Source organism: Parashewanella hymeniacidonis (genome assembly GCF_016900895.1).
GTDB lineage: Bacteria > Pseudomonadota > Gammaproteobacteria > Enterobacterales > Shewanellaceae > Parashewanella > Parashewanella hymeniacidonis.
This window is the reverse complement of record NZ_JAFEUN010000069.1, coordinates 1-25,428: the sequence shown is the minus strand read 5'-3', so window position 1 is coordinate 25,428 and position 25,428 is coordinate 1. Positions and strand designations below refer to the sequence as shown.

The 25,428-nt window shown below is 38.1% G+C and carries 15 protein-coding genes, 2 tRNA genes and 3 pseudogenes; 7 read left to right on the top strand and 13 right to left on the bottom strand.

What is annotated here, in order from left to right:
* Positions 1-406: 406 nt before the first annotated feature.
* Positions 407-523, bottom strand: a pseudogene (locus JQC92_RS23215) (DALR domain-containing protein); the annotation flags it as partial.
* A pseudogene (locus JQC92_RS22685) lies at positions 512-627 on the bottom strand (DUF6444 domain-containing protein); the annotation flags it as partial. The pseudogenes JQC92_RS22685 and JQC92_RS23215, both read right to left, overlap by 12 nt.
* A gap of 205 nt (positions 628-832) precedes the next feature.
* On the opposite strand from JQC92_RS22685, the gene JQC92_RS14120 reads away from it, so the two are divergent.
* Entirely contained in the window at positions 833-1,654 is an 822-nt protein-coding gene (locus JQC92_RS14120) for a hypothetical protein (protein ID WP_205000240.1), read from the top strand.
* Positions 1,655-1,837: 183 nt separating this feature from the next.
* Here JQC92_RS14120 and cysS read toward each other — a convergent pair whose 3' ends face one another.
* A complete protein-coding gene (gene cysS / locus JQC92_RS14115) occupies positions 1,838-3,217 on the bottom strand; it encodes a cysteine--tRNA ligase (RefSeq protein WP_205000239.1) in 1,380 nt (459 codons plus the stop codon).
* A gap of 172 nt (positions 3,218-3,389) precedes the next feature.
* Here cysS and JQC92_RS14110 point away from each other — a divergent pair, with 172 nt between their 5' ends.
* Both JQC92_RS14110 and JQC92_RS14105 read left to right on the top strand, forming a co-directional pair.
* Positions 3,390-3,884, top strand: coding sequence for a peptidylprolyl isomerase (locus tag JQC92_RS14110; protein ID WP_205000238.1), 495 nt, complete (start codon positions 3,390-3,392; stop codon positions 3,882-3,884).
* Between the two features lie 9 nt (positions 3,885-3,893).
* Positions 3,894-4,604, top strand: a complete 711-nt coding sequence (locus JQC92_RS14105) for a UDP-2,3-diacylglucosamine diphosphatase (RefSeq protein WP_205000237.1) — start codon at positions 3,894-3,896, stop codon at positions 4,602-4,604.
* Position 4,605: 1 nt separating this feature from the next.
* On the opposite strand, the gene JQC92_RS14100 is transcribed toward JQC92_RS14105, so the two are convergent.
* The 5 genes and pseudogenes from JQC92_RS14100 to miaE (JQC92_RS14080) form a co-directional block, all read right to left on the bottom strand.
* The gene (locus JQC92_RS14100; protein WP_205000236.1) at positions 4,606-5,664 is read right to left on the bottom strand and encodes a hypothetical protein; all 1,059 of its coding nucleotides are present in this window, start codon (positions 5,662-5,664) and stop codon (positions 4,606-4,608) included.
* Between the two features lie 556 nt (positions 5,665-6,220).
* A complete protein-coding gene (locus JQC92_RS14095; protein WP_205000235.1) occupies positions 6,221-7,606 on the bottom strand; it encodes a hypothetical protein in 1,386 nt (461 codons plus the stop codon).
* 285 nt (positions 7,607-7,891) lie between these two features.
* Positions 7,892-8,137: pseudogene (miaE, locus tag JQC92_RS14090) on the bottom strand (tRNA isopentenyl-2-thiomethyl-A-37 hydroxylase MiaE); the annotation flags it as partial.
* An 807-nt stretch (positions 8,138-8,944) separates the two neighbouring features.
* Positions 8,945-10,366 (bottom strand): hypothetical protein, encoded by a 1,422-nt coding sequence (locus tag JQC92_RS14085; RefSeq protein WP_205000234.1) that lies wholly within the window; start codon positions 10,364-10,366, stop codon positions 8,945-8,947.
* Between the two features lie 512 nt (positions 10,367-10,878).
* Positions 10,879-11,631: a tRNA isopentenyl-2-thiomethyl-A-37 hydroxylase MiaE gene (miaE, locus tag JQC92_RS14080; protein ID WP_205000233.1), complete on the bottom strand. Its 753-nt coding sequence runs from the start codon at positions 11,629-11,631 to the stop codon at positions 10,879-10,881.
* Positions 11,632-12,153: 522 nt separating this feature from the next.
* Here miaE (JQC92_RS14080) and JQC92_RS14075 point away from each other — a divergent pair.
* Complete coding sequence (locus JQC92_RS14075; protein ID WP_205000232.1) at positions 12,154-12,759, top strand: Yip1 family protein; 606 nt, start codon at positions 12,154-12,156, stop codon at positions 12,757-12,759.
* Positions 12,760-12,834: 75 nt separating this feature from the next.
* Here the strand turns inward: JQC92_RS14075 and glnS are convergent, their stop codons facing one another.
* The 3 genes from glnS to JQC92_RS14060 form a co-directional block, all read right to left on the bottom strand.
* Entirely contained in the window at positions 12,835-14,508 is a 1,674-nt protein-coding gene (glnS, locus tag JQC92_RS14070; RefSeq protein ID WP_205000231.1) for a glutamine--tRNA ligase, read from the bottom strand.
* A gap of 148 nt (positions 14,509-14,656) precedes the next feature.
* A complete protein-coding gene (gene feoB / locus JQC92_RS14065; RefSeq protein WP_205000230.1) occupies positions 14,657-16,903 on the bottom strand; it encodes a Fe(2+) transporter permease subunit FeoB in 2,247 nt (748 codons plus the stop codon).
* A complete protein-coding gene (locus JQC92_RS14060; RefSeq protein ID WP_205000229.1) occupies positions 16,900-17,130 on the bottom strand; it encodes a FeoA family protein in 231 nt (76 codons plus the stop codon). Before JQC92_RS14060 ends, feoB begins: the two co-directional genes overlap by 4 nt.
* Positions 17,131-17,591: 461 nt before the next feature.
* Between JQC92_RS14060 and JQC92_RS14055 the strand changes: the two genes are divergently transcribed.
* The 3 genes from JQC92_RS14055 (at position 17,592) to JQC92_RS14045 (ending at position 25,011) form a co-directional block, all read left to right on the top strand.
* Positions 17,592-20,255, top strand: coding sequence for a TonB-dependent receptor plug domain-containing protein (locus JQC92_RS14055; RefSeq protein ID WP_205000228.1), 2,664 nt, complete (start codon positions 17,592-17,594; stop codon positions 20,253-20,255).
* Between the two features lie 625 nt (positions 20,256-20,880).
* On the top strand, positions 20,881-23,487 hold the full coding sequence (locus JQC92_RS14050; protein ID WP_205000227.1) for a TonB-dependent receptor: 2,607 nt from the start codon (positions 20,881-20,883) through the stop codon (positions 23,485-23,487).
* 141 nt (positions 23,488-23,628) lie between these two features.
* The gene (locus JQC92_RS14045) at positions 23,629-25,011 is read left to right on the top strand and encodes an HAD family hydrolase (protein ID WP_205000226.1); all 1,383 of its coding nucleotides are present in this window, start codon (positions 23,629-23,631) and stop codon (positions 25,009-25,011) included.
* Between the two features lie 87 nt (positions 25,012-25,098).
* Here the strand turns inward: JQC92_RS14045 and JQC92_RS14040 are convergent.
* A tRNA-Glu gene (locus JQC92_RS14040) sits at positions 25,099-25,174 on the bottom strand.
* A 135-nt stretch (positions 25,175-25,309) separates the two neighbouring features.
* Positions 25,310-25,385, bottom strand: a tRNA-Glu gene (locus JQC92_RS14035).
* Between the last annotated feature and the right edge of the window lie 43 nt (positions 25,386-25,428).

Here is a 25,428-nt window from a genome sequence, read left to right as displayed (position 1 = left end):
AAGCTACGGTCTTTGAGATCGAGTGGTGATCTTGAAAAATATTGGGAGTATCACAAACAGCAATCGAAACAGAGATTATATGAGTGTGATTAAACACGTCGGTGTAAAAGACCCACACCCAATGAAGATGGCAGCACTTTTGGTTTAACAAAACCTGAAATTAAATATCTCATTAGCGGATCAGATTTTAAATTGATACCTTTTTAAGAAGAAAGTATGAGCAAAAAGATTTTGCAGGTGACGGTCAACATTGGGATGTTTACGACATTGTGGTTAAGAGAAACTAAGCCTAAAGGCCGTTCCCAATGAGTCACTGAGAAACAAAGCCCAAAATAAAATTTGGGTGTTGTTAACTAGAAACTTTAAAAATAGAAATCAGAAACTATTTCTTACGCCATGTTGTGCCGTTCGCACCATTTTCTAGTACTACACCAAGCGCATTTGCTGCATCTACATCAGAACCTTTAAGACGATTAATTTCACGAACCATATCAAACAATACTGAGTTCGCTTCAGGTGTATCTGATGACGGCGATTTTGATGAATTCTGAGAAGACTGCTTTAACCTATCTTCGTATTCCCGAAGTTTTGCCATAACTCTTGAATCAGCAAATTAGCATCTTTCAAATTGGCAGGTTATGGAGCGTCTTTTTCGAAGCATTTTTTCTTTTTCATGCGTACTTGAAAACACCATAAAAAGATCGTTCAAGTAACAATGTTAGATTAAGTGACTTGTTTCACAAAAAACAAGGGGGGCTTGGTGAATGGTTACAGTCATGGGTATATACTCTATAAGTATTGTTACTCTCTAAAACTTGGAGTCTTTAACGTTATGAAGTTTAAAATATTATTACTTGCTTGTTTATCGTTCATGTCTAATTCTATATTCGCTCAAACCTCTCATGTAAGAAAACCCCATAGTGATTTGAGTTTAGGTCTTGAAGAATCGATTGTCAGTGAGGTATCCAAGACATTACGAAATATGGATTACATACCCACACCTTTAGAATTAGGTGATATAGTCAGAAAAAACTTAAAGTTAGCGCCTATTTCTCTTCATATTGTCGTGGTACCTACTAATGGTGCAGTTGATTTAGTGACCGAAAAAGATGCAAATATTTCTCACCTAGAAGATATAATTTGGGAGTCACCCAATTATTTTACAAAATGGATAGGAGAAATTAATCACGTTGGTTTATGGTTGAATCGTTACAGAAATGCCGGTGTACCAGTGACAACAGAAGAAAAAAGAGGAGTACTTTTACCTAAAGTAGGTTCTTCTCATCATGTCCTAGAATTGTCAGATAATAAAAAAGCCATAAAATTTGCATCCCCGTATGACCTTGAAAGTCATTTATATTCTGCAAAAAATAAGCAAGAACTTAGAAAAAACCCAACGGCGATTCAAAACCAATATGCCAGAATTAGTGAACCAGGAAACAAACTTGCCATTGATGAACACAAAGGGTATGTCATTGGCGATCAAGATTTATATTTTGTAATACCAGAAGGCATTTCTACCGAAAATATGAGCAAGTCAAACAGCGATACAATGATTATGAGCACAGATACTATGCAATTATTTAATTGCTGGAATGGCTCAAGCTGGCGTGAAATATTAAAGTGGCGTAAAAATCAAAATATTGGGAACTAATTGTTATTACGAGTCATTTTAAGTTGGCTTTCATATCCAGTGATTTCTTTAATAGTCAATAATTCAATTTTGTTTATTGACTAGAAACTATGAAGGACAGTAACTCAACTACCCTTTAATCATTCGTGAACAAAGGGGAAAGTAATGAGTACCGTCCGTCATAGTTTCTAATAAAAATAAAAACTATTTCTTACGCCAAGTTGTTCCGTTCGGACCATCTTCTAGTACTACACCAAGCGCATTTAAACCATCACGGGCTTTATCCGCTGCTGGCCAATCCTTTTCAGCACGGGCACGGTTACGTTCAACGATTAAAGCTTCAATCTCAGCAACTTCATCTTGGTTGCCTTCACCTTGAAAAAACGCTTCTGGCGTTTGTTTTAGTAAACCTAAAACATCTGTTAGTTGCTTTAATTTTGCACCTAATGCATTAGCAGCAACAGTATCGGAACCTTTCAAACGATTAATCTCACGCACCATATCAAACAATACAGAGTAGGCTTCAGGTGTATTAAAGTCATCGTCCATCGCCTCATTAAACTTAGCGACAAATGCATCAGCTGCTGCAGGCTCAACGTTTAAATCTAAATCTTTAATCGCCGTGTATAAACGTTCAACAGCAGCACGAGCTTGATTCAGGTTTTCTTCTGAGTAGTTAATCTGACTACGATAATGGCCTGACAACAAGAAGTAACGAATTGTTTCAGCATCATAATGACCAAGCACGTCACGAATCGTAAAAAAGTTATCCAGTGACTTCGACATTTTCTCTTTGTCGATCATCACCATGCCAGAATGCATCCAGTAATTTACGTAAGAAGTATCATTAGCGCAGCAAGATTGCGCAATTTCATTTTCATGATGTGGGAACTGAAGATCTGAACCACCACCATGAATATCAAAATGGTTACCTAAGTTTTTGCTGTTCATTGCTGAACATTCAATATGCCAGCCTGGACGTCCTGGTCCCCATGGCGAATCCCATGTTGGTTCGCCTGGCTTAGACATTTTCCATAGAACAAAATCCATTGGATTTTCTTTAGCGTCTTCGACTTCTACACGAGCTCCGGCTTTAAGTTGCTCTATGTCTTGGCCTGATAAACGGCCGTAATCCGCAAAAGATTCTACACGAAACAGTACATCGCCATTTTCAGCCACATAGGCATGTTCTTTTTCAATCAAACGCTCAATCATCTCAACCATATCAGGGATATGTTCAGTCGCTCTTGGCTCGATATCTGGACGAATCATATTTAACGCATCAAAATCAGCGTGCATTTCACCAATTAAACGCTCTGTTAAGTCATCGCAAGACTCTTTATTTTCATTAGCACGTTTAATAATTTTATCGTCAACATCAGTGATATTACGATGATAATCTAAATTGTAGCCACTAAAGCGCAAATAACGTGCAATCATATCGAATGAAACAAAAGTACGACCATGACCAATGTGACAGAGATCGTAAATAGTTACCCCACACACGTACATGCCAACCTTATCAGCACGAATCGGTTTAAATTCCTCTTTTTTGCGGGTTAAGCTGTTGTATATTTTCAACATTATCGATCTCTTTATTTTAATGGTCATACATATATTGGAGCCAAATCTAGTGAAACTCCAAATCCATGAGCAGGAAAGTTTATCATGTGTGCAGACTTAGTGAATACTTCTCTTTATAGAATTTAGTAGTTAAGTTAAAATTAGGCCTTTATAACTTGATTACAGTATCCAAATGATCACATTACATACCAACTTTGGTGACATTAAAATCACTCTAGACTTTGAAAATGCACCAAAAACGGCTGAAAACTTCATGAAGTACGCAAAAGAAGGCTTCTTCGAAGGTACCGTTTTCCATCGTGTAATCGATGGTTTTATGGTCCAAGGTGGTGGTTTCACTGCTGATATGGAGCAAAAGCAAGGTCACGAAACTATTGAAAATGAAGCAAACAACGGCTTATCGAACAAAACGGGTACCCTTGCAATGGCTCGTACTCAAGCGCCACATTCAGCAAGTTCCCAGTTTTTCATTAATATTAGTGATAACACATTCTTAGACTTCAAGTCAGAAACACTACAAGGTTGGGGCTACTGTGTGTTTGGTGAAGTTATTGAAGGCATGGATGTTGTTGAAAAAATTAAAGGCGTGGCAACTGGCCGCAGTGGTATGCACCAAGACGTTCCACTAGAGCCTGTATTAATTGAAAAAGTATCGATCGAAGGTTAAATTCTTTAGATGACGACTTTATTTATTGGGGATCTTCACTTAAGTGATGATCTCCCTTATATCACAGATGCGTTTTATCAGTTCTTAGAGACTCAAGCTCGAAAAGCTGAGGCTCTTTACATTCTTGGCGATCTTTTCGAAGTTTGGCTAGGTGATGATGTGGCCGATGATCTAGCGATCAAAGTCGCTGAAAAATTAAAAGCGACATCTCGCTATACCCCGATCTATTTTATTAATGGTAATCGCGACTTTTTGCTGAGTTACCAATATGCTCGTATGGCTGGAATGAAAATACTGCCAGAAGTTGACACAATTACGCTTTATGGTAAAAAAACCGTAATTTTGCATGGAGATACGCTTTGTACACTCGATGTTGATTACCAAAAGTTTCGTAAACTTAGGAATAACCCAGCCATCAGATGGATTTATGCCACTATGCCCAATGGTATAAGACAATTAATTGCAAAACGAATTCGGGGTAAGAGCAATAAAGCCAATAAATCTAAAAGCCAAAAAATTATGGATGTAACACCATCAGCCGTGAAAAAACTTATGTCTGACACCGGTACTGTGCAGATGATTCATGGTCACACTCACAGACCTGGGTTCAATGACGTTGCTGAAGGAAAAGAGCGTATCGTTGTGGGCGATTGGTATGACGAAGGCAGCGTGTTAGAAGTTTCACCTAATGGAGCGATGTTAACAACACTGCCGTTTTGATTTAGGATTTCCAACGTGGATTTGGCTCTACATCCATAATTTCATAGCCTTTATCATTGATACATTGTTTAACTTGGGTGTGAACAGATTTGAGGTATGTAATCATTTTTTCGCTTCCAGATTCTCCACTCAATGTATCCACTCCCCAAAAGCAAACTGTATGTAAACGAGAAAGTTGGTCGACGGTTTTGCTAGTGTCAGTGTCATTTAATACCAGTTCCAAATGACGAGTGAACATATCCACTGTATTTAACGCTTTAGGGAATAAAGGGATCTTATCAGGCTTGGGTTGTTCAGGAGTTACATGTGGCCTCGGTCTAAACATGAAATTCTGCATTTTAAACTCAAGCTCTCCTTTAACACCCTCAGGCACTTTAGGAAGTTTATATACTTGCTTCAGCATCTTGGGGGTTAAAGACATGGTGAATTGGGCTTCTCTAGTATCACCACTATCTTCTTTTACTGAAAGTGTATTTACACGATCTGTAGTAATATCAAATTCATCGGTTAATTGCTGGCTCAAAGCAACTCTTTGTAAGTCATCTTCAAAATTAGGGGACTTAGTCAATTCTTCTGCCATACAAGGATAATCCTTAGCAAGAATCGCTAATTCAACAGCTTGTAAGGGATCGACATGAGCTAACCACGTGATACCCTCCATAATTTTTTTAGGCTCTACTTTTAATTTTGGAGATGCCTTTACTGACTCTAACAATGCGAATTCGATTGCACCGTTAATGGCATGTTTAAATTCAAATCGTTGTGGCTTTTCAGAGTTTTTGTCCGCTTCACCCTTTAATCTAGACATTTTTGCTTCAACTGAATCATAACCTGTTTTTGCAGTCGAATAATCAAACGGAAATGTACCTTCCCTATGCTGAGCTGCCAGAGTATCTTTAAAGTTTGCTGCTTCAGATAACCAATCTGAATTCAATGTTTCATAAGATGACTTAAAACTCGAATTAAATCGACCAACTTTGCTGTTTTCAGTACTTTCGTTCAAATGACTTTGTCGAAAATTTTGAAGAGGAATACCCTCACCAACTCTAGAAAGTGCCATAATTAAACCTTATATATAAATTAAAATCCATATAAAAGATTAATACTCTTCTCTTGTGCGCTCTAATTAATTATTTTTAATATAAAAATTAAGATAACATAACAATCGAGCTATTGAATATAGTACATATAAAAGACAAGAGGATGGGTTCTTAATTTTTCAAGACTATAGTTGTTACTTCAAACTTAATTAGCTCACAGAGTGCAAATGGCATATCGTTTTCGATGATTTATACCCATGATACCTGAAGATGCTCGATTTCAGCGAGAATGCACAACTTGTTAATCAAGGCGACAGTGTGCGGCAATAGTGAGCTATTGTTAGCACTGGCAACACAGAGTAACACGCTGTGCAACTCGCACTTCGTGGACTTCTCAGCACCAATTCTTCTTTGTTACATTAGCTCGAAAGAATCCCGATATTCCTTCGCTAATGCGCCTCAAAGAATTGGCGCTGAGAAAGTCCTGAAACATGCATCTTCAGGTATCATGGGTATAGGCAGCGTGTTAGAGGTTTCGCCTGATGGAGCGATGTTAACAACACTGCCGTTTTGATTTTATTTGGTGCGAGTATAGCTGGGTAAAGGCTGCATAACTAAGGGAACCTTTAATCGAACAGCTTTTTCTTCAAGCTCTTGTTTTAGTTTCTTTATATATTGGTGAGTAGCTTGTGCCGTTCGATGCTTAGCCAGTGTGGACGAGTCAATTTTAGGATCTCCACTTTGTGCTTCTACGACCAAATGCATCAACTCAGGTGGGATTTCAACACCTTCCTGCTTCCAGTCTGAGGCAGCTTTTCTCCCTGCTCTCATATCTTCAACTTTAGTTACCTCTCTAGAATGAGGGATATCTCTCTCAAAAACTTTACACGCAAAGTGTAAGTTTACTAATTTATGGCCTATATTCTTATCGGTTTTTTGAGCTCTAAAGACAGCATCAACGCTTTCTCTGAATGAAAAATTATCTTCATTGAATTTAGGAGTAAAAAGCGCCAAAGGCTTACAAAATTCACTATACGGTTTGTATTTATAAGTATGATTTTCAAGTGCGTTATCCAAATAAGCTTCAACATCAGAAGCTAATGCAGGAGCTTTGGGGGCAACCTGAAAAAAAATTGGAAAAGATGAAGAGCTCTCAGGAACGCTCATCGAAAGTGAATCGAGTAATTCGCTTTGAGATGACGTATTTTCCTCGGCGGTATAACCCGGAGAATCAACCTCAAACTCAAGTCCTCCTCCACCAGCTGCAACATATCGCCCCTGTTGTTGCTGATCAATCTCTAAAAGTTGACTCATAATTGTTTGAAAAGGAAGCTCTGCAGAATCAAAAATACTTCCACCACTACCCCCTGAACCATTTAACTCTTTAATGCTCTCTTTCCAGAGTTTCAACTGACTACAACCCTCTGCATAGGCCATATAACGAAGTAACTTAACACAATCATGACGAACTTCAGATAATGGACGAGCTTGCGAATGAGTATAACCTCTAGCCGTCGTCTGTGGATCTAGAGTAAGCAATTTTTTATGAAGCACAAAGCTGAAGTCAACATGATCTCTTTGTCGGTTAAATTTTGTATGTTTTGCAACATCAGCAAACCCACTATCTTCGTAACTAAATGGAACGAGTCCATCGTCATATGCAGCTGCCCACTTAGTTTCGAACTCACCTTGAGATATATGCTCATTCAGCCAATCATCTCTTAATTCGTCACACTTATCTGCAACGACAACAGAATGCCCAGGGTTATCGAGTGCAGTTCTATTATATGTAGGTTGGGTAGAGTGTAACTGGCTTCTTTTAGATGAAGAAGTACTATAATGTGATGCGCTAGAAGCACCAAAGCGATCCTCCCCCTCAAGCCCCTCAAGGCCACTAGCTAAACTTTGCTGTTGATAAGTAGTATCTAACCTTTGTAAGGAGTAACCATTCGGACCTGACATTTTAATCCCCTAAAAATAAAATTAATAATTTACAAGATATTAAAAGAGATTAATCCTCATTCTTGACTATACCTAATTAATAAAATTTAACATTAATAATAAATAAGTTATGGCGAATTCAAAGATGGAAGAACCAAGCATTTTCATCTAAAAATTAAAGTTCATCCCTGATTTATAAAGCTATTTATATATAAAAAACATAAAACAAGACTGTATTGCACTTGAAATCAATCAAGCGCTCTATTTTATACTGTTAGTAAATGCTTAGTTTAAATTAAATTATAGTTAAACAGGAACTCCACTATGAAACTTAAAGTCAAAATCATTTGATGTAATAAGCTCTGCTTCAATTTCGCCAAATCGCTGTATTCGCCCAGTGATATCTCCACCTGCAATTTCTTCAGCCAGTGTTAAATAATCTTGATAATGGCGAGCTTCACTTCGCAATAGTGAAATGTAAAAGTCTCCCAGTCGCTTATCAACATGTGGAGCCAGTACTGCAAAGCGTTCACATGATCGAGCTGAGCAATAAATCGCCTTAATCGAGGCGGAAATAGTGCAATTTAGTCATCTAAATAAACTATTTTTAACACAGAGTAAGGCGATTTAGACTCAGCCCGTAGGGCAATGGTTATTTTTAACGCTATCTGCATTGTCACTGCGCTCATTTAGAAGAACTAAATAACGCTTGTTCCGCTTTGCTATCGTCAAAAAATAATCATTGCTGAAAATATCAACAAAGATCAACAGCCCCTAAAGAATTTGAGAAATAAATCGTATGACGTGAGTAACTCCTAAAAAGGAGTATATACCCATTATGATACCTGAAGATGCTCGATTTCAGCGAGAATGCACAGCTTGTTAATCAAGGCGACAGTGTGCGGCAATAGTGAGCTATTGTTATCACTGGCAACGAAGAGTAACAAGCTGTGCAATTCGCACTTCGTGGACTTCTCAGCGCCAATTCTTCTTTGTTACATTAGCTCGAAAGAACCCCGATATTCCTTCGCTAATGCGCCTCAAAGAATTGGCGCTGAAAAAGTCCTGAAACATGCATCTTCAAGTGTCATGGGTATAAGATCACAGAGCTTATGAAGCGTCAAATTTTCTTGGCTTTTTAGTGTCGACTGTTTAACTTATGTTCGAGATCTTGCCTTGGAATGGGATCTTAATTGTTCAAGACTATAGTTATTACTTCAAACTTAGTTAGCTCACAGAGTGTAAATGGCATATCGTTTTCGATGATTTAGTATGACGAAGGCAGCGTGTTAGAGGTTTCACCTAATAGAGCGATATTAACAACACTGCCGTTTTGATTTTACATATTAACTTTCTGATTTATATTACTTCAGGTAAATCAAAACAATATAAACATATACCTAACTCTTTAGCCTTGCATTCTAAAACCGGGATAAGTTCTTTTAAATAAAGCTGTGTATGAAGAAGACCTATAAATTTTTCAGTACTAGCACCAGGCAATAATTCTTTTAATAATTTAGTACTGCTTTTTATGCTTTCAACAGTAGATACGTCACCATGTACATTAATATTTAGCTCTTTGAAGTCTTGCCTAGCCGGAATATCTCTTTGTAAAACTTTACAAGCCATATGTAATTGAAATAAATCTCTACCATATTCTTCACTGTAATTTTTTTCAGCTAAAACTTTTTCTACATTACTTGCAAAACCTGTTGCTTTAAATGAATCAGAAAACAAGGGGTAAGATGGTGCACTGCGGATACTTGGATCAAATTTATATGTATAATCCTGTAATGCACCTCCCTCAGTGTCAAGGCATAGCCGCGTTTGCATATTCATTTCAGGAGCAATCAATTTAACTGACGTTCTTGGAACACTTGATTGAACTGAATGTTGTAAGGAAGTCATAAGCGATGACGATGTGTCGCACGATATTAGAAAATCATCCCTTTCCCTAGATGATTGACAAAAATCAATTTGACCTGAGCCACATATCATTTGTCTGGGATTGATCTGACTACTTATTTCAACTTGCTTCCTATTAATTTCTTTTAAGTCACTTAACACATCATAATAGTTTAACCCTCCAGTTCGAAAAATTGTTGTTTGATTATTTAAATCTTCAAGGGCATCCTCCCAGAGTTTAGAACCCTCACCAGTTTCAACATGGGCTAAATAATGTAAACAAAGCAAAGCTTCGGTTATGTTTTGACTTCGATTTGGTTTATTTAGATTTAAACTTTTTGTTAACAAATAGAGTTTCGCTTGGACTGAAAACTTAAAAGGAGCAGCAGAGCACGAGTCAGAAAGATTCGCTTTATTATAAGTACGTTCATCTAATATATCTTTAGCATCGAACGGTACTAAATGAAGATCTCTTGCATTCTCATATGCTTTTCTAAACTCATCTTCTGTAACTTTAGGCTCTGTCCATAGATCATTTAATATCCCGTAATTTTCTTCGATATGTGGATCAAAGGGGAGGATAGGTTTACAAACAGGTTCATAGCCTGCAAGTGGGATTCTACAATCAAAACAATCAGGCAATGGTGGCATTGATGAAGGTTCAGCTAATGAAGTTGTAGATTGGCTCGCTGCTGGAACTGAACTCGAAGTCGGATACATACCACTCCCAGTAAACGCAGTGCTTCTCAATAATTCAGTTTGCGTTTGTCTATGCGCCCCCTCATGAGATCTCGAAGCTCCATCAGGCTGAGAATGAAAAGACATCTGTTGCATTGAATGCATTGAATGCTCAAAGGGTACCCTTCCTGTAGCCATTTCGTTCACCTTAAATAAAAAATGAGATTTTAAGTACAGGCTAGCCCTCATGATTTAAGAAACCTAATTAATTAAATTTAATAATTTTAGTTGATAAACTAATAACTAACAGAATATGGAAGTAGAAATTCCAGTTTCCGCTGTAAGGAGCAATAAATCGAGTGGCTTGATCATTTTTATAAGTCAAAAATATTCTAGGGGCTGTTGATCTTTGTTGATATTTTCAGCAATGATTATTTTTTGACGATAGCAAAGCGGAACAAGCGTTATATTAGTTCTTCTAAATGAGCGCAGTGACAATGCAGATAGCGTTAAAAATAACCATTGCCTTCGGGCTGAGTCTAAATCGCCTTACTCTGTGTTAAAAATAGTATATTTAGATAACTAAATTGCACTATTTCCGCCTCGATTAAGGCGATTTATTGCTCCGCTGAATTATTAAACAAAGTTCAACAGTCCCTAATGTAAAAACTTAAAAAAGCCTTATGAACCAGTTAAAGATTAAATTAACGTTAAACAGGAACTCCACTATGAAACTTAAAGTCAAAATCATTTGATGAAATAAGCTCTGCTTCAATTTCGCCAAATCGCTGTATTCGCCCAGTGATATCTCCACCTGCAATTTCTTCAGCCAGTGTTAAATAATCTTGATAATGGCGAGCTTCACTTCGCAATAGTGAAATGTAAAAGTCTCCCAGTCGCTTATCAACATGTGGAGCCAGTGCTGCAAAGCGTTCACATGATCGAGCTTCGATATAGGCACCAATAATTAGCTTGTCGATTAAGGTATCAGGCTCATAACTGGTAACGTTTCGAATCATGCCTTTTGCGTATCGGCTTGAGGTAATGTTTTCGTAATGAATATCAAACACTTCCATTAATTCTAACACTTGATAAAAGTGATGCAGTTCTTCTTTAATCAGTAACACCATTTTATCAATTAAGTCTTGTCCGTAAGGTGTACCTGATTTAGGTAACATAGATTTGGTTAGCGTATTGTGTTTTACCAGTTCACGCCAATCACCTTCTTTGCGGTAGGCGAAACTTTCAAATGGCTTTAACCATTCCAATAAAGCATCACCACTTTCTTTATCAACCGCATACTTACGAATTAAATACATTGCACTTTGAGCTGCTTTTAACTCACAAATAAGATGGTCTAAAAGAACGATTGAAAGGTTTTCAGGTTTTATTGCTTCATCGATCCACGCTTGTGGTGTTTCACATTTTAAAAATGATTTAATTGGTGCTAACAGCTCTTGCAACTTTTTATCCTAAATTCGCCATTTAACGCACCTGAATATTAACACAATTGCCTATGAATTAGAGTCCCATTAATAGTGTCAATTCAACACACACCATAAAAGTTTAAGTGTCATTTAAACATGCGCAAAAAATTAACTTCTTGACTAGCTGCCTGTTTTGTTTAATAAATAAACTATATCAAATAAAACTGATATAGAACTTGTCAGGCTGACAAGTCGTAGTGGTAGTAAAGACGTGCGATTGTCTAAACCATTATTTACTGGGAGTTGGTTAAGGCAATTGATGGCCGTATTCTACGAAGTAGGTGCATAAGCACCTGAACATAGGTTTCTTAAGATTTTCTAGTGCCTAGTTTTAGCGCTTTAAGGCGTTGCAATTTTGGTTACATAGCTATGGCTATGATACCGACTTTGTGCCTTGTATAGCACTAAACCTAACCACAATAGTCATAAAAAAACTTATCGACAGGTACTTTAGTGCTGGCATTGGAAACCAGTGAATAATGAAAAAGGACAATTATAATGATCTTGAACCACCTCATGGGTTTATACACTCACCCGAAAAAAGAGTGGCATACTATTGAACAAAACCATGAGTCACTCACGAGTAGCTTAAGCCATGTAATCTTCGTAGCACTGATACCCGCGATCTGTGCCTATATCGGAGCCGCTCATATTGGTTGGAATCCAGCAGTTGATGGCGAAAAATTATTCTTAACCGACCAAAGTGCAATGTTATTGTCCGTCGGTATGTATTTTGGTTTAATTGCAGGTGTATTCGCACTTGCTTATCTTGCATTTTGGATGGCAAGAACATTTGATGCTAAGCCTACTTTTACGCAAACTTTAGAACTTGCTTCTTATACTGCAACACCATTATTTATGGTTGGTCTCTCAGCACTCTATCCTGAGCTTTGGTTTATGATGGTAGTGGCTCTGGTCGGTATTACGTATTCCATATATTTACTGTATACGGGTGTACCTATCATCATGAATATTCCCGAGGAAAAAGGCTTTATCTATGCGAGCTCGGTAGTAACTTGTGGCCTCTGCCTACTAGTAGCACTAATGGCTGCGAGTGTGATTTTATGGAGTAATGGCTTCGGGCCTGAAATAGCCAACTTTTAGCCTTAATTTAAGACGGTTTAGTGACAAAAATGCCAGTCGATAGACTGGCATTTTTAATGTTAACTTGGCCTTAATCTAACCAGCAAAAGTATCTCTTAATGCCACTGTTAAGTTGAACACTAAGTGATCAGCAGAGGAGTCTTTGCTATCAGCACAGAAATAGCCTTCACGTTCGAATTGATATGCTTTTTCAGCTACTGCATTCACTAAACTTGGCTCAACAACGCCGTACTTTATCTCTAATGAGTCAGGGTTAATGACATCATCGATAGATTCTGCTGCCGCAGGATTAGCGTCAGTAAATAAGCTATTATATATGCGGAATTCAGCTGGTTTAGCATGGGTAGCTTCAACCCAGTGAATGACACCTTTTACTTTACGACCATCTGCTGGGTTCTTGCCCAAAGTTTCAGGATCATAAGTGCAATATACCGTTGTTACGTTACCAGCATCATCTTTGTCACAACGCTCTGCTTTGATTACATAAGCATTACGAAGGCGAACTTCTTTACCAAGCACTAAACGCTTGTATTTTTTATTGGCTTCTTCACGGAAGTCAGCCGCATCAATATAAAGTTCACGACCAAATGGTAGTTCACGTACACCTAATTCTTCTTTATTAGGATGAGCAGGCGCACTCAGCATTTCGACTTGAGCTTGCTCATAGTTCTCGATGATCACCTTAATCGGCTCAAGCACTGCCATTGCACGCGGTGCATTTTCGTTTAAATCTTCACGAATACAGGCGTTTAACATGCCGACTTCAATTAAATTGTCTACTTTGGTAACACCAATACGCTCACAAAACTCACGAATTGATGCTGGGGTATAACCCCTACGACGCAAAGCAGCAATGGTAGGCATACGGGGATCATCCCAACCAGTAACAATCTTACGTTCTACAAGATCATTCAGCTTACGCTTTGACATCAAAGTGTATTCTAAGTTGAAACGAGAAAACTCATATTGACGAGTACGGTCTGGTTTTTGGAAATCATCCAAGTTGTCCAAAATCCAATCATAAACACGGCGATTATCTTGGAACTCTAAAGTACAAAGAGAATGAGTGATGTTTTCGATTGCATCCGAGATACAGTGAGTAAAATCGTACATTGGGTAAATGCACCATTTATCACCCGTTTGATGGTGTTCAGCAAAACGAATACGGTAGATAACCGGATCTCGCATGCACATAAACGACGAAGCCATATCAATTTTTGCACGCAGAGCACATTCACCCTCTTTGAATTCACCCTTACGCATTTTTTCAAATAATGCTAAGTTTTCTTCAGGCGAAGTGTCACGATAAGGGCTGTTTTTACCAGGCTCTTTCAGTGTACCGCGGTATTCACGTGTTTCATCTGCGTTCAAGAAACAAACATACGCTAAGCCTTTATTGATTAATTCAACAGCATACTGATGAAGTTGATCAAAGTAGTTCGAAGAATATCGAACATCACCTTCCCATTGGAAACCTAACCATTTCACGTCTTCCTGAATCGACTTTACATAATTAATGTCTTCTTTTTCAGGGTTAGTATCATCAAAACGTAAATTACATTTTCCCTGATAGTCTTTAGCGATACCAAAATTCAGGCAAATAGATTTCGCATGACCGATATGCAAAAAACCATTCGGCTCTGGCGGGAAACGAGTGTGAACTTGAGAGTGTTTACCGCTATCAAGATCATCATCTATGATATTACGAATGAAGTTACTCGGACGTACTTCGGTGTCCACATGGTCCATGAAATTCCTCTTTGCGAACTATAAATTGAGACTAAATAACATCGCATGATCCTACAGTTCAGCTGTAGATACAATGCCCCTTTTTAAAATCTTTGATAAAAAAAGCGACCATATGGTCGCTTTTTTCAAATATCGAATAAATTTTAGATTATTCTGCGACAATTCTGACATTTGGAATTATCTGTTGGGCTTTTTTGCCCTTCTTCTTTAACCATAAATAAAAGACGTACAGTGCAACTATAAAGAAGACAACCCAAGCCACGGATTGAATTGGGTGCTCTTTAATCGTCAATAACTGATAACAAATGGTTGCACTACCATAAGCTAAACCTAACGTCCAAAATGCAGCAAATCTTGCCCATTTAGCCCCAAACTCGCTGACTAAGGCACCAAGCGCAGCTACACAAGGTGTATAAAGTAAGATAAAGAGTAAATACGAGAACGCCGCAGCTTCTGATCCAAACCCTTTTTGGATCGCCGCATAAGTTGTTGTATCAACTTCTTGCTCTTCTGCAGCTTTATTTAAATCAGTTACATCACCCACATCCATTGACAATGGATCTTCAAACTTAATACCAAATAAATTTGCAGGAATGGTTTTAACGGCTTCTGTAAAGCTATCACTCAAGGGTGTTAATTGATCATCACTTGCTGAAGGGCTGTATAAGTTATTCAAAGTACCAACAACGACTTCTTTAGCAAATACGCCAGTAATAATACCAACTGTCGCTTGCCAGTTATCTTCTTTCAAGCCTAGTGGTTCAAACACTGGCGTGACTTTTTGGCTGGCAACACTTAATACTGAATTACTGGTATCTTCATTACCAAACGAACCATCAACACCAATTGCGTTAATAAAGTTCAGAATAGTCACTACGATTACTATCGTTTTACCTGCACCAAATAAAAAGCTCTTCGTTCTCTGCCAAGTTCTTCGCATTACAGGCATAAATTTTGGCATTTCGTAATCAGGAAGCTCCATAACAGCTGTGCTACTTTCACCAGGTAAAACAGTGACACGCAATAGTAAACCAGTACCTACAGCAGCAAGAATACCAATGAGATACAAGAGGAACACCATATTCTGACCCGAATGAGGAAAGAATGCGGCTGCAAACAATGCATAAACAGACAAACGAGCGCCACAAGACATAAACGGTGCCATCATACCTGTCACTATACGTTCACGTTCGTTTCCGAGTGTGCGAGTAGCCATGATTGCAGGTACATTACAGCCGAAACCAACAATCATTGGCACGAATGCCTTGCCCGGTAATCCAATTTTGCTCATTAGCCCGTCGACGACAAATGCCGCACGAGCCATATAACCAGAACTTTCAAGTAAAGAGAGCACAAGAAACAAGGCTGCAATAACAGGAATAAAAGTAGCAACGGTTTGGATACCTTGGCCCACACCGCCAGCTAATATGGTTACTAACCAAGCAGGCGTGCCGAAATTAGAAAGAAGCGCGCCAAAGTGATCGACAAATAATGCACCCGCTGAAATATCAAAGAAGTCAATAAAAGCACTGCCCACGTTAATACTTAACATGAACATCAAGTACATCATGAATAAGAAAACAGGAATTCCTAGAATTGGATGTAACGCAAACTTGTCAAACTTATCAGTAAAGGTAACCACCTTTTGAGATCTAACCGATTTTGAAATTACTTCATCTATAAACTGATAACGAGCGCTTGCAATTAAGGTTTCAAGATCTTGCCCGCCTGAAGCTAAAACTGAAGAATGGCAGTCTTGCTTTTTAGTGATGAGTGTAAGTGCATGACCTCGAGTAGCAGCACCATTCTCAAGTTGTTGAGCTATCTCTCTTTCAACAATTTCATCATATTTAATTGATGAGGTGATTTCTTTAGAACTGTTCTCTAAAGTATCAGCAATGATGGCTTTAACTTTAGCAATGTCTTTTTCATTTTTAGAGCAAACGGCTATAACAGGACAGCCAAGTCTCGTGCTTAGCTCATCAGTATTTATGTCAATATTTCTTTTTAATGCTACATCGTACTTGTTGAGTAAAACAATAACGGGCTCACCAAACTCTATAAGTTGAGTTGTAAGAAATAAGTGCCGCTCTATATTACTGGCATCAACAAGGTTGATAATACAATCAACAGTAGTATCCGCTAGGAATTCTTGTGCAATCTTTTCATCAATTGAACAATCGCAACTTTCATTCGCTGCGGTAAGATCATAAATACCTGGAAGATCGGTAAGATTGATTTTCAAGTCATCAAGCTCAAAGCGCCCTGTTTTTTTCTCAACAGTCACACCAGACCAATTGCCTACATGTTGATTTGCACCTGTTAATGCATTAAATAAAGTGGACTTTCCAGCATTAGGGTTACCGACGGTAACGCAATTGTAGTGCTTACTCATTTAGTTACCTCAATCGCACTCGCTAACTCTGCACGCAAACACAGACGACTTCCTCTGACTTCAACTTCTAAACCGCTTCCCATCGGTGCACGTCTGACCATAAGAATTTTTGTCAAAGGTGTAATGCCCATAGATAACAATTTACGTTTTATAGATTGGGGCATTTCATCATCCCCGACTCTTGCGACAATACCATTGTCACCAGGGCTGAGTTCGCTCAACTTCATTTATTTATTGCCTTGTCACAGGTTTAACCAAAACAACAGGCGAGTGTACCTGTTGCTATTTGTGTTTACTTTTAACTGGATCAAATTCCAGCCTAATCGTTAACGATAATAATTTTCAATTACAATTGCTATTATGTGATAAATAATGAAATTAATAAATAACAAGAAATAAAATGAATCAAAATTAACGATTTTAGTTAAGAAACTGTTCAAACTTTATCTAAAAATTTCTCCCTAATATGCAATGCAACACTAAGTAACACAGTAGGTTATTTCACCAATCAACCATGATTAGGTCTTTTATTTGCAATTTAGATCACACTACAGAATTAACATCCTTGATGTATTTATTTCTCAGTTTTATAACCTTAAAAACTTAATCATTTCAAAATTAACTAATTGGTGAATATACGCCAAGTAGTTTCAATATCCATAAAACAATAATTTTCCGGGAGAAATCAATGCAAGCTAGAGGTGTATTAGCCAAAGCTGTTCGTCTTGCTATGATCGCAGGCGCTGCTTCTGCGTCTTTAACAGCCACAAACGCTTTTGCGGCAGAAGAAGGTGAAAAGGTAGAACGTATTCAGGTTACAGGTTCGAGAATTAAACGAACAGATCTTGAAACCGCAAACCCAATTACTTCAATCTCTGCTGAAGATCTTTCAAAACAAGGCTTTACAAACGTCCAAGACGCTCTTGAAAATCTTAGCTCAACAACTGGCGCTATTACTACTCAGTCTGTACATGGTTTCACCCCAGCGGCTTCTGCAATTAGCTTACGTGGTGCAGGCGCAAACAGAACACTAACCTTAATTAATGGTAAGCGTTTAAATCAATATCCAAAAGCACTTGGTGGAACCAGCAACTTTGTTGATACCGCTAATTTACCAATGGAAGCAGTAGCTCGTATTGAAGTATTGAAATCAGGTGCTTCGGCTATTTACGGTGCTGATGCTGTGGGTGGTGTAGTAAACATCATCTTAAAGAAAGATTTTGAAGGTATTGCACTAAAATATCGTCATGGCGACACCACCCAAGGTGGCGGAATGAATGATAGATTTGCCTTATCTCTAGGTTCTAGTAACGATAGAGGTAACTTATCTTCCTTTATCGAATTTAGCAGTTCAGAACGATTAAAGGCTACTCAACGTGCTGATTTTGGTTTAGATACGGATAAAGTGCCATACAGTGAATACTCAAGCTACAGCTCATACGGTTCTCGTATAGCTGGCGGCAAGAATACAGGTGGTCAACGCCAACTTACTGCTGATGAATGTACAGCAGGTGAGTTTTTATGGGACGAAGAAAACCTTCGTTGTGGTTATGACCGAACTAAACAGAGAGATTTAGGCCCTGAAAATTACCGTTTTATCAGTACAACAACGTTTAATTATGAATTGAACGATGACACTTCCTTCGTTGGTCGTATTGATTTCGCAAAAGCAAAATCGACAACTCATATCGAGCCTAGCGCAACAAATGATGTAGATGTAGTGATTGATGGCGACGATTTAACTGTTAATGTTGATGGGTTGACTAAAACTTATAAAGGCCAAAAGAACGTTGCACTAGGTGGTGATTTTGCTGATGCTAAAGATGGTGAATACGCATACATTCGTCGTTTGCATGAACTTGGCCAAAGACAGACAGAAACAAATACACAAAACTATTTTGGTAGTTTCGGTTTAGAAGGCATGTTGGCTGATGAATACAGTTGGGACGCTTCCGTAAATTACGGTAAGACGGATCTTGACCAATTCAACTCAGGATATACCACGTATCAAAAACTATTTGACTACGTTACTGAAGGTAAATACGGCCAATCTCTACTAGATCCAATCTCAGAAAGTGCTGCATCTGATATGCAATACTCTCCTATTATTCGTGCATCAACAAATCAAACCAACATCCAAGTGAATATCTCGGGTTTTGCATTTGAGTTACCTGCAGGTGATGTTGGCTTTGCCGCAGGCGCTGAGTGGACAGAAATGGAGTATCAGTCGTCTTCAGATTCAGAATCAAGCTCAGGTAACGTTGTTGGTTCGGGTGGTTCATCAGGTGAAGGTAAGCGTCGTTTTTGGGCTGTTTATTCTGAACTTGAAGCGCCACTTTTAGATGAACTCACCATGAATCTAGCACTACGTTACGACAGATACAGTGACTTTGGTGGAAACTTAACGCCTTCAGTCAACTTTGAATACCGTCCAACTGATGAGTTATTGGTGCGTGCTTCTTATAACAAGGTGTTCCGCGCACCAGATATGCAACGAGTGTATGGTGACCCAACAGAAGGGTTTACCCAAGTCATCGATTATAAGCGCTGTGCGGAATTAGGTGGCACGCCAGGTGAAAAAAGTGCTAACAACGAAATCAGCGAAGTATGTAATGAATTACATATTGATTCAACAAACGGCGCAAACAAGGACTTAGACGCAGAAAAAGGCTACTCAGTTAACGTAGGTACCGTTTATAGCGACGACGAACTTAATATTTCTGTCGATCTCTGGAAGTGGAAACTAGATGGCATTGTTAGTACGGTAAGCGCGAGCAAAGCGGCTCGTGAGTATGAAGATTATGAATTCATGATCACCAGAGATGAAGACGGTAAAATCACTCATATCAACTCGACTGCGCGAAACCTTGCCTTCCAAGAAGTTACAGGTCTTGATTTAGAAGCCGGATATGCTTTCGATTTGAATGATCTCGGTGAGCTAAACATTAAAGTTAACGGCTCTTACCTCATAGACTCACAAAGCCAAGTTGATCCTACTGCTGATGTTTTGGATGACATCGCTGAGGGTGGTTTACCAAAATATAAAGGTAATGTGCAATTCACATGGAAGCTGGAAGATTTCCAAACGACCTTAGGTGCATATCATACGGCTCGCCATAGAGGTATCTCATACAGCCCTGATACACCATATGAAACAGCATCACACACAAAATGGAATTTAACTGGTACTTATTATGTAAGTGAAGACATAGTCATTAAATCAGGTGTCATCAATTTATTTAATAAAGCACCAAACTTCGACCCAACATATAAAAGTTGGCCACATTACGACCGTTCATTATTTAATGCACGTGGTAGAGAGTGGTTCGTAGAAACTGAAGTTAAGTTTTAGTTTTATTTGACGAAATAATTTATTAACTAAAAAAAGCGACCGCTCGGTCGCTTTTTTGTTCTGTATAATAAATGTTAAATTAATTTATATTGTTAAATCTTTGAAATTTGTTTCCTGTTATCTCTTTCTTATAAATGCGAAGCAATTGCCACAGTCAAAAAATTTATATTGTGAACAATAGCTCACTCTAACTAATAAAAACCAAATTATCGCTTAAAATACCATCAAACGATCTTATTTCTTGATTTTTTACCCATCCAACTCAATAAAACAAATAAAAAACAATTAGTAAACATATTAAAAACATTTACACATATTAATTATCATTAAATGTTAATTAAACATGATTAATATGTATAAAAAGCACTTTATTAAACATTTATTTAACTTTATCAGGTGATTATTTATATATTTGTTAATTTTTAACATATTCAAAACCACGTTTAATAAGATATACAAAGTTGAAGCCATATTAGTTATATGTTTATATCCGGTTATGCGAACAATATTTATGTTTTATTAACTTATTTAACTTTTTTCATAAATAAGCAGTTCTCATAAATAAAAATAAAAAACATAAAAAATTAATCACACATTAAAACAGTGATTGATAGGGAGTAATATAATGAAAGCTCAAGATGTATTAACTAAAGCTGTACGCTTAGCATTGTTTGCTGGCGCTTCTTCAGCTGCATTGACGTCAACAGCAGTAATCGCTGAAGAAGACAAAGTTGAACGCATTGAAGTTACCGGTTCACGTATCAAACGTACGGACTTAGAAGGTTCTTCTCCTGTAACAACTATTGATGCTTCTGCAATCGAAAAAACAAGTGTATTGAGTGCAAGTGATCTACTAAGACAAAGTAACTTAAACTCTTTCGGTTCTTTCTCTGAGCGTTCTGGTAGCTCAGCCCAGTCTCAAGCGAGTATTAACCTTCGTGGTGCTGGTGATGACCGTACACTTGTTCTTTTAAACGGTAAGCGTATGCCAGGTTCGCCTACACTAGGTGGCACAGCAGTCAACTTAAACGTTATTCCAACAGCTGCAATTGAACGCATCGAAGTACTAAGCGATGGTGCATCTGCTGTTTATGGTTCAGATGCAATTGCAGGTGTTGTAAACATCATTCTTAAGAAAGACTTCGAAGGTCTTGAGGTTTCTGCTACAACTTCAGAGCCAACAAAAGATGGCGGTGAAGAGTGGAAAGCACATGTTGTTGGCGGCATGACAGGTGAAAAAGGTAATATTAGTTTCTCTCTAGAACACCTAAACCGTGACATTATTTTCCAACGTGATCGTTGGTATTCACGAGCTACAGGCCATGACTCAGCAAAATACAATGATACAACTGGCATTTCAATTTATGCCCGTAACTTCCTTGATTTAACTGAAGGAAGCTTCTCTCCTCTAGCAGCTTGTGACAACCCTAAAATGGTTGGCGGTGGTCACGTATTTGATGCTGATGACGGTGATTTTGTTTGTGGCTATGACTATACTTCTGAAGCCGCTGACCATGCTGCTCGTAGTTACACAGCTGGCTATGTAAATGGCGAATACGAAATTTCTGACGAAATCATTTTCCAAGGTCAAGGTCTATTTGCACGTAACGAAACTTTTGGTCGTTATGCGCCAGCAGCAGGTTGGTTCAAAGTTGGTGCTGGTGTTGTAGATGTACAAAACTATGATGAAAATGGTAAGTACGTCAACACAACAAAAAACACAAATGAAGGTCGTGTCTATTATCGTTTCACTGATGTTGGCACACGTGACACTACAACTGTAGATTACAGCACTGACATTCAGTTAGCTCTTGTTGGTGAGCATGATGACTTCGGTTGGGATGTGACATATCACTATGCATTACAAGAGTACAATTCATTCGGTTCAGGTTATGTTCACCGTCCTACAGTTGAAAAATATGTAGCTGATGGTACGTTTAACTTCGGTCCAGAAGGAAACTCTGCTGATGTTATCGCTGATATCACACATGACACGCTAAAGCGTGACACGATGAAGTTCCACAGCATTAATGCTGGCGTTACTTTTGAAGCTATTGAATTACCTGGTGGTATGATTGGTTGGTACTTTGGTGCAGAAGCACTTCAGTATGACTTCTTAGCTGATGTAGATGCGCAAACTGCTGCAGGTGATGTAATTGGTTCATCAGGAAATGGTTCTTCTGGTGACCGTAATGTAGTTGCTGCATATATGGAATCTGTACTTCCAGTAACTGATGAGTTAGAAGTAAACTTTGCTCTTCGATATGACGACTACTCTGATTTTGGATCTGCAACAACACCTAAATTGGGTTTACGTTACAAAGTCCTGGATAACGTTGTTGTTCGTGCTTCTTGGGGGCAAGGTTTCCGTGCTCCATCACTGACCGACTTATATGCTGCTGATTCATTCAGTGCCGACAGTGCAACGGATTATCACTACTGTAATGTTGTAGGTACACCAGCTAACAAGTGTACTTCTAAACAGTATGATGTAACTCGTAAAGCAAATGCGAACCTAGAAGCTGAAGAGTCGGATTTCTATAATGTTGGTATCATTTGGGACATTACTGATAACCTAAGCACAAAAGTTGAATACTATAATCTGAAAATTGAAAACGCAATTCAGTTTATTTCTCTTGATTCATTGTTGGAGCAAGAAAGAGCTGTTGGTTATGGAAACCTTAAAGAAGGTGAAATCAAGCGTGTAGGCGATGATGCTAACGGTAAGATCCTTTCTGCTGAAACTCCTCTAGTAAACGGTGCAGGTTTCGACACTGCTGGTATTGACTTCAACATCAGCTATACCGGTCTTGAAACTTCATTTGGTGAATTTGGTATTCACTATGATCAAAGTTATGTTCTAAAGTATGAAGAAGAAGAATACTTTGACGGTCCAGTTGTAGATAAAGTTGGCCGTGACGGATTACCTAGTCTTCGTATTACATCTACTTTAGATTGGAGCATGGACGATCATTATGCGTCATTAGTTGTAAAATATATCCACGGTCAGTATGAACATACTGTTCAAGGCAAAAATAGCGGCCACTTGAACTCTCAAACGACTATGGACTTCAACTATAATTACAGTGCTGATTGGAATGGTAGATTTAGCTTCGGTATCCGTAATTTAACAAATGAAGATCCTGTATTGGATTCTAACTTAGATTACAACGCAAGCTTATACAATATCTATGGTCGTACTTATACTATGACTTACACTCAAAAATTCTAATTGGAATTTTTAAGTAAGATACTCTAGCCCTGTATTAGCAGGGCTTTTTTATAACTAAAACATTCATAAACCAAAATTCACTCCCCTTCTCTTCTTACTCTGCGATAATTCGACTAATTGCTTCGAATCACTAATTATCTTATGGGTCGAGTAAATTCAGCGTCTAGCTTTAGAGTTTCATTTACTGACAATAACCAAGTCATTAATGTTGACGATCAAGATAAATCCGCATTTTCAATAAAATGTAACAGCTTTAATGGAAATTGGCAGAAGGTAACGTTCACGAACGGTAACAAAACTCGCCGATATGCCGTTAAGTTGGTGAATGACGTTGTTGTAGTCGCTGACGCTAATAAACATCTCAGGCGTTTTAAAAGCCTTTTTTGCTGCTTTTTTAGAGATCAATCGCTCTTTTTAAACGTTAAAGAAAAAGTTGTAGAGGCAATAAATACTCATGCTCTACCATCAAACTCATCTCAAGCAACATTAAATCCACCACCAAACTTGAATTCAAAAACATCTGCAGTAGTTTTTCCCTCTTCCGTTATTAAACCAGAAGGCAGCCCTGAAATTTCTGCGGTAGGTGCCAAGACACTCATTCCAAAAGCTGAAGTAAAGCAAAAAGCAGTCATTAGTGCATCACAGATTGCTCCTGCAGCAAAGGCATTCTGTAAAACAAAGAATCCTGTTTTCGTTTTTGATCTCGATGACACTTTGTATGTAAAAGAAGCTTGTAGAGACGGTTACCAAGTAGGAACGATTGAAGACGGTATTAATGATGAAATATTGAGAATTAAGAAAGAGTTCCCAGATGCACAGTTTATCGCTATTACCACTAGCGGCATGCCGAAAACTCAAGAAAAAGCAAAACAAAGTAAATTAGATCTGACTCAATTTAATGCTATTCACACTATATACACTGATTTGAACATTGTCGGGAATAATACTCGTCAAGTTAAATATGAACATGAAGGAGCAACATACCTCCGTGAAAACCTTTATCTACCATCTCAAACAATAGATGAAGGTTACGTTGTTTACGACAAAGGGAGCCGCTATTTAACATGTTGTAAACATTTAGGTATCGATCCAACGAACACTGAAGTAATATTTGTTGATGATCAACAACGAGAGTTAGACTCTATGGCAGTAATGGCCAATGAAAAAAATATTCGGCTTCTTAATTTACATTATAAAGGCGCTGCACTTAAACATGCTAATTTTACCCAAATTGATAGTCAGAGGAATACAGATTTAAGCGAAATAGATAAAGCTAAAGCCCTAAGAAATGCTGGTAGGGACGTAATCGAGTACGCAAACTTAAAAGCAGATTCAGATGACACTATGAACTTCATGGAATTAGAGCAGTATTTAAGCTTGATAGAAGCACATGTCGATAATTTAGATAAGGACGATCAAACGTCAACAATCGAAGCTACTAATAAATTTATCTTAACTTATAAAGATAAGCTAGAAGAAAACGAAATAATTAGAAAGTACAAAATGAAAAAATTAGGGAAATAATAAGAAATGTTACGCTTAATAAAGCTGAAAACTGATATCTGAAATAAATTTCAGAAAATTGATATCTGAAACAGATTCCAAAAAAATTGGTATCCCCTAGGGGATTCGAACCCCTGTTACCGCCGTGAAAGGGCGGTGTCCTAGGCCTCTAGACGAAGGGGACCCTGGACCGATGTTTGATTCATCTCTGAATATTTAATACCAGCTTCTGTAGGCTAAAAGCTGATACCGTAGCGTTAAATGAACATTAAACCCATAAAACACGAAAATTGGTATCTGAAACAGATTCCAAATAAATTGGTATCCCCTAGGGGATTCGAACCCCTGTTACCGCCGTGAAAGGGCGGTGTCCTAGGCCTCTAGACGAAGGGGACCCTGGACCGATGTTTGATTCATCTCTGAATATTTAATACCAGC

Excerpts from the sequence above, each read along its gene's own strand:
- JQC92_RS14120 (WP_205000240.1), top strand. The coding sequence starts at position 833 with ATGAAGTTTAAAATATTATTACTTGCTTGTTTATCGTTCATGTCTAAT.
- cysS (WP_205000239.1), bottom strand. The coding sequence starts at position 3,217 with ATGTTGAAAATATACAACAGCTTAACCCGCAAAAAAGAGGAATTTAAA.
- JQC92_RS14110 (WP_205000238.1), top strand. The coding sequence starts at position 3,390 with ATGATCACATTACATACCAACTTTGGTGACATTAAAATCACTCTAGAC.
- JQC92_RS14105 (WP_205000237.1), top strand. The coding sequence starts at position 3,894 with ATGACGACTTTATTTATTGGGGATCTTCACTTAAGTGATGATCTCCCT.
- JQC92_RS14100 (WP_205000236.1), bottom strand. The coding sequence starts at position 5,664 with ATGGCACTTTCTAGAGTTGGTGAGGGTATTCCTCTTCAAAATTTTCGA.
- JQC92_RS14095 (WP_205000235.1), bottom strand. The coding sequence starts at position 7,606 with ATGTCAGGTCCGAATGGTTACTCCTTACAAAGGTTAGATACTACTTAT.
- JQC92_RS14085 (WP_205000234.1), bottom strand. The coding sequence starts at position 10,366 with ATGGCTACAGGAAGGGTACCCTTTGAGCATTCAATGCATTCAATGCAA.
- JQC92_RS14075 (WP_205000232.1), top strand. The coding sequence starts at position 12,154 with ATGATCTTGAACCACCTCATGGGTTTATACACTCACCCGAAAAAAGAG.
- glnS (WP_205000231.1), bottom strand. The coding sequence starts at position 14,508 with ATGGACCATGTGGACACCGAAGTACGTCCGAGTAACTTCATTCGTAAT.
- feoB (WP_205000230.1), bottom strand. The coding sequence starts at position 16,903 with ATGAGTAAGCACTACAATTGCGTTACCGTCGGTAACCCTAATGCTGGA.
- JQC92_RS14060 (WP_205000229.1), bottom strand. The coding sequence starts at position 17,130 with ATGAAGTTGAGCGAACTCAGCCCTGGTGACAATGGTATTGTCGCAAGA.
- JQC92_RS14055 (WP_205000228.1), top strand. The coding sequence starts at position 17,592 with ATGCAAGCTAGAGGTGTATTAGCCAAAGCTGTTCGTCTTGCTATGATC.
- JQC92_RS14050 (WP_205000227.1), top strand. The coding sequence starts at position 20,881 with ATGAAAGCTCAAGATGTATTAACTAAAGCTGTACGCTTAGCATTGTTT.
- JQC92_RS14045 (WP_205000226.1), top strand. The coding sequence starts at position 23,629 with ATGGGTCGAGTAAATTCAGCGTCTAGCTTTAGAGTTTCATTTACTGAC.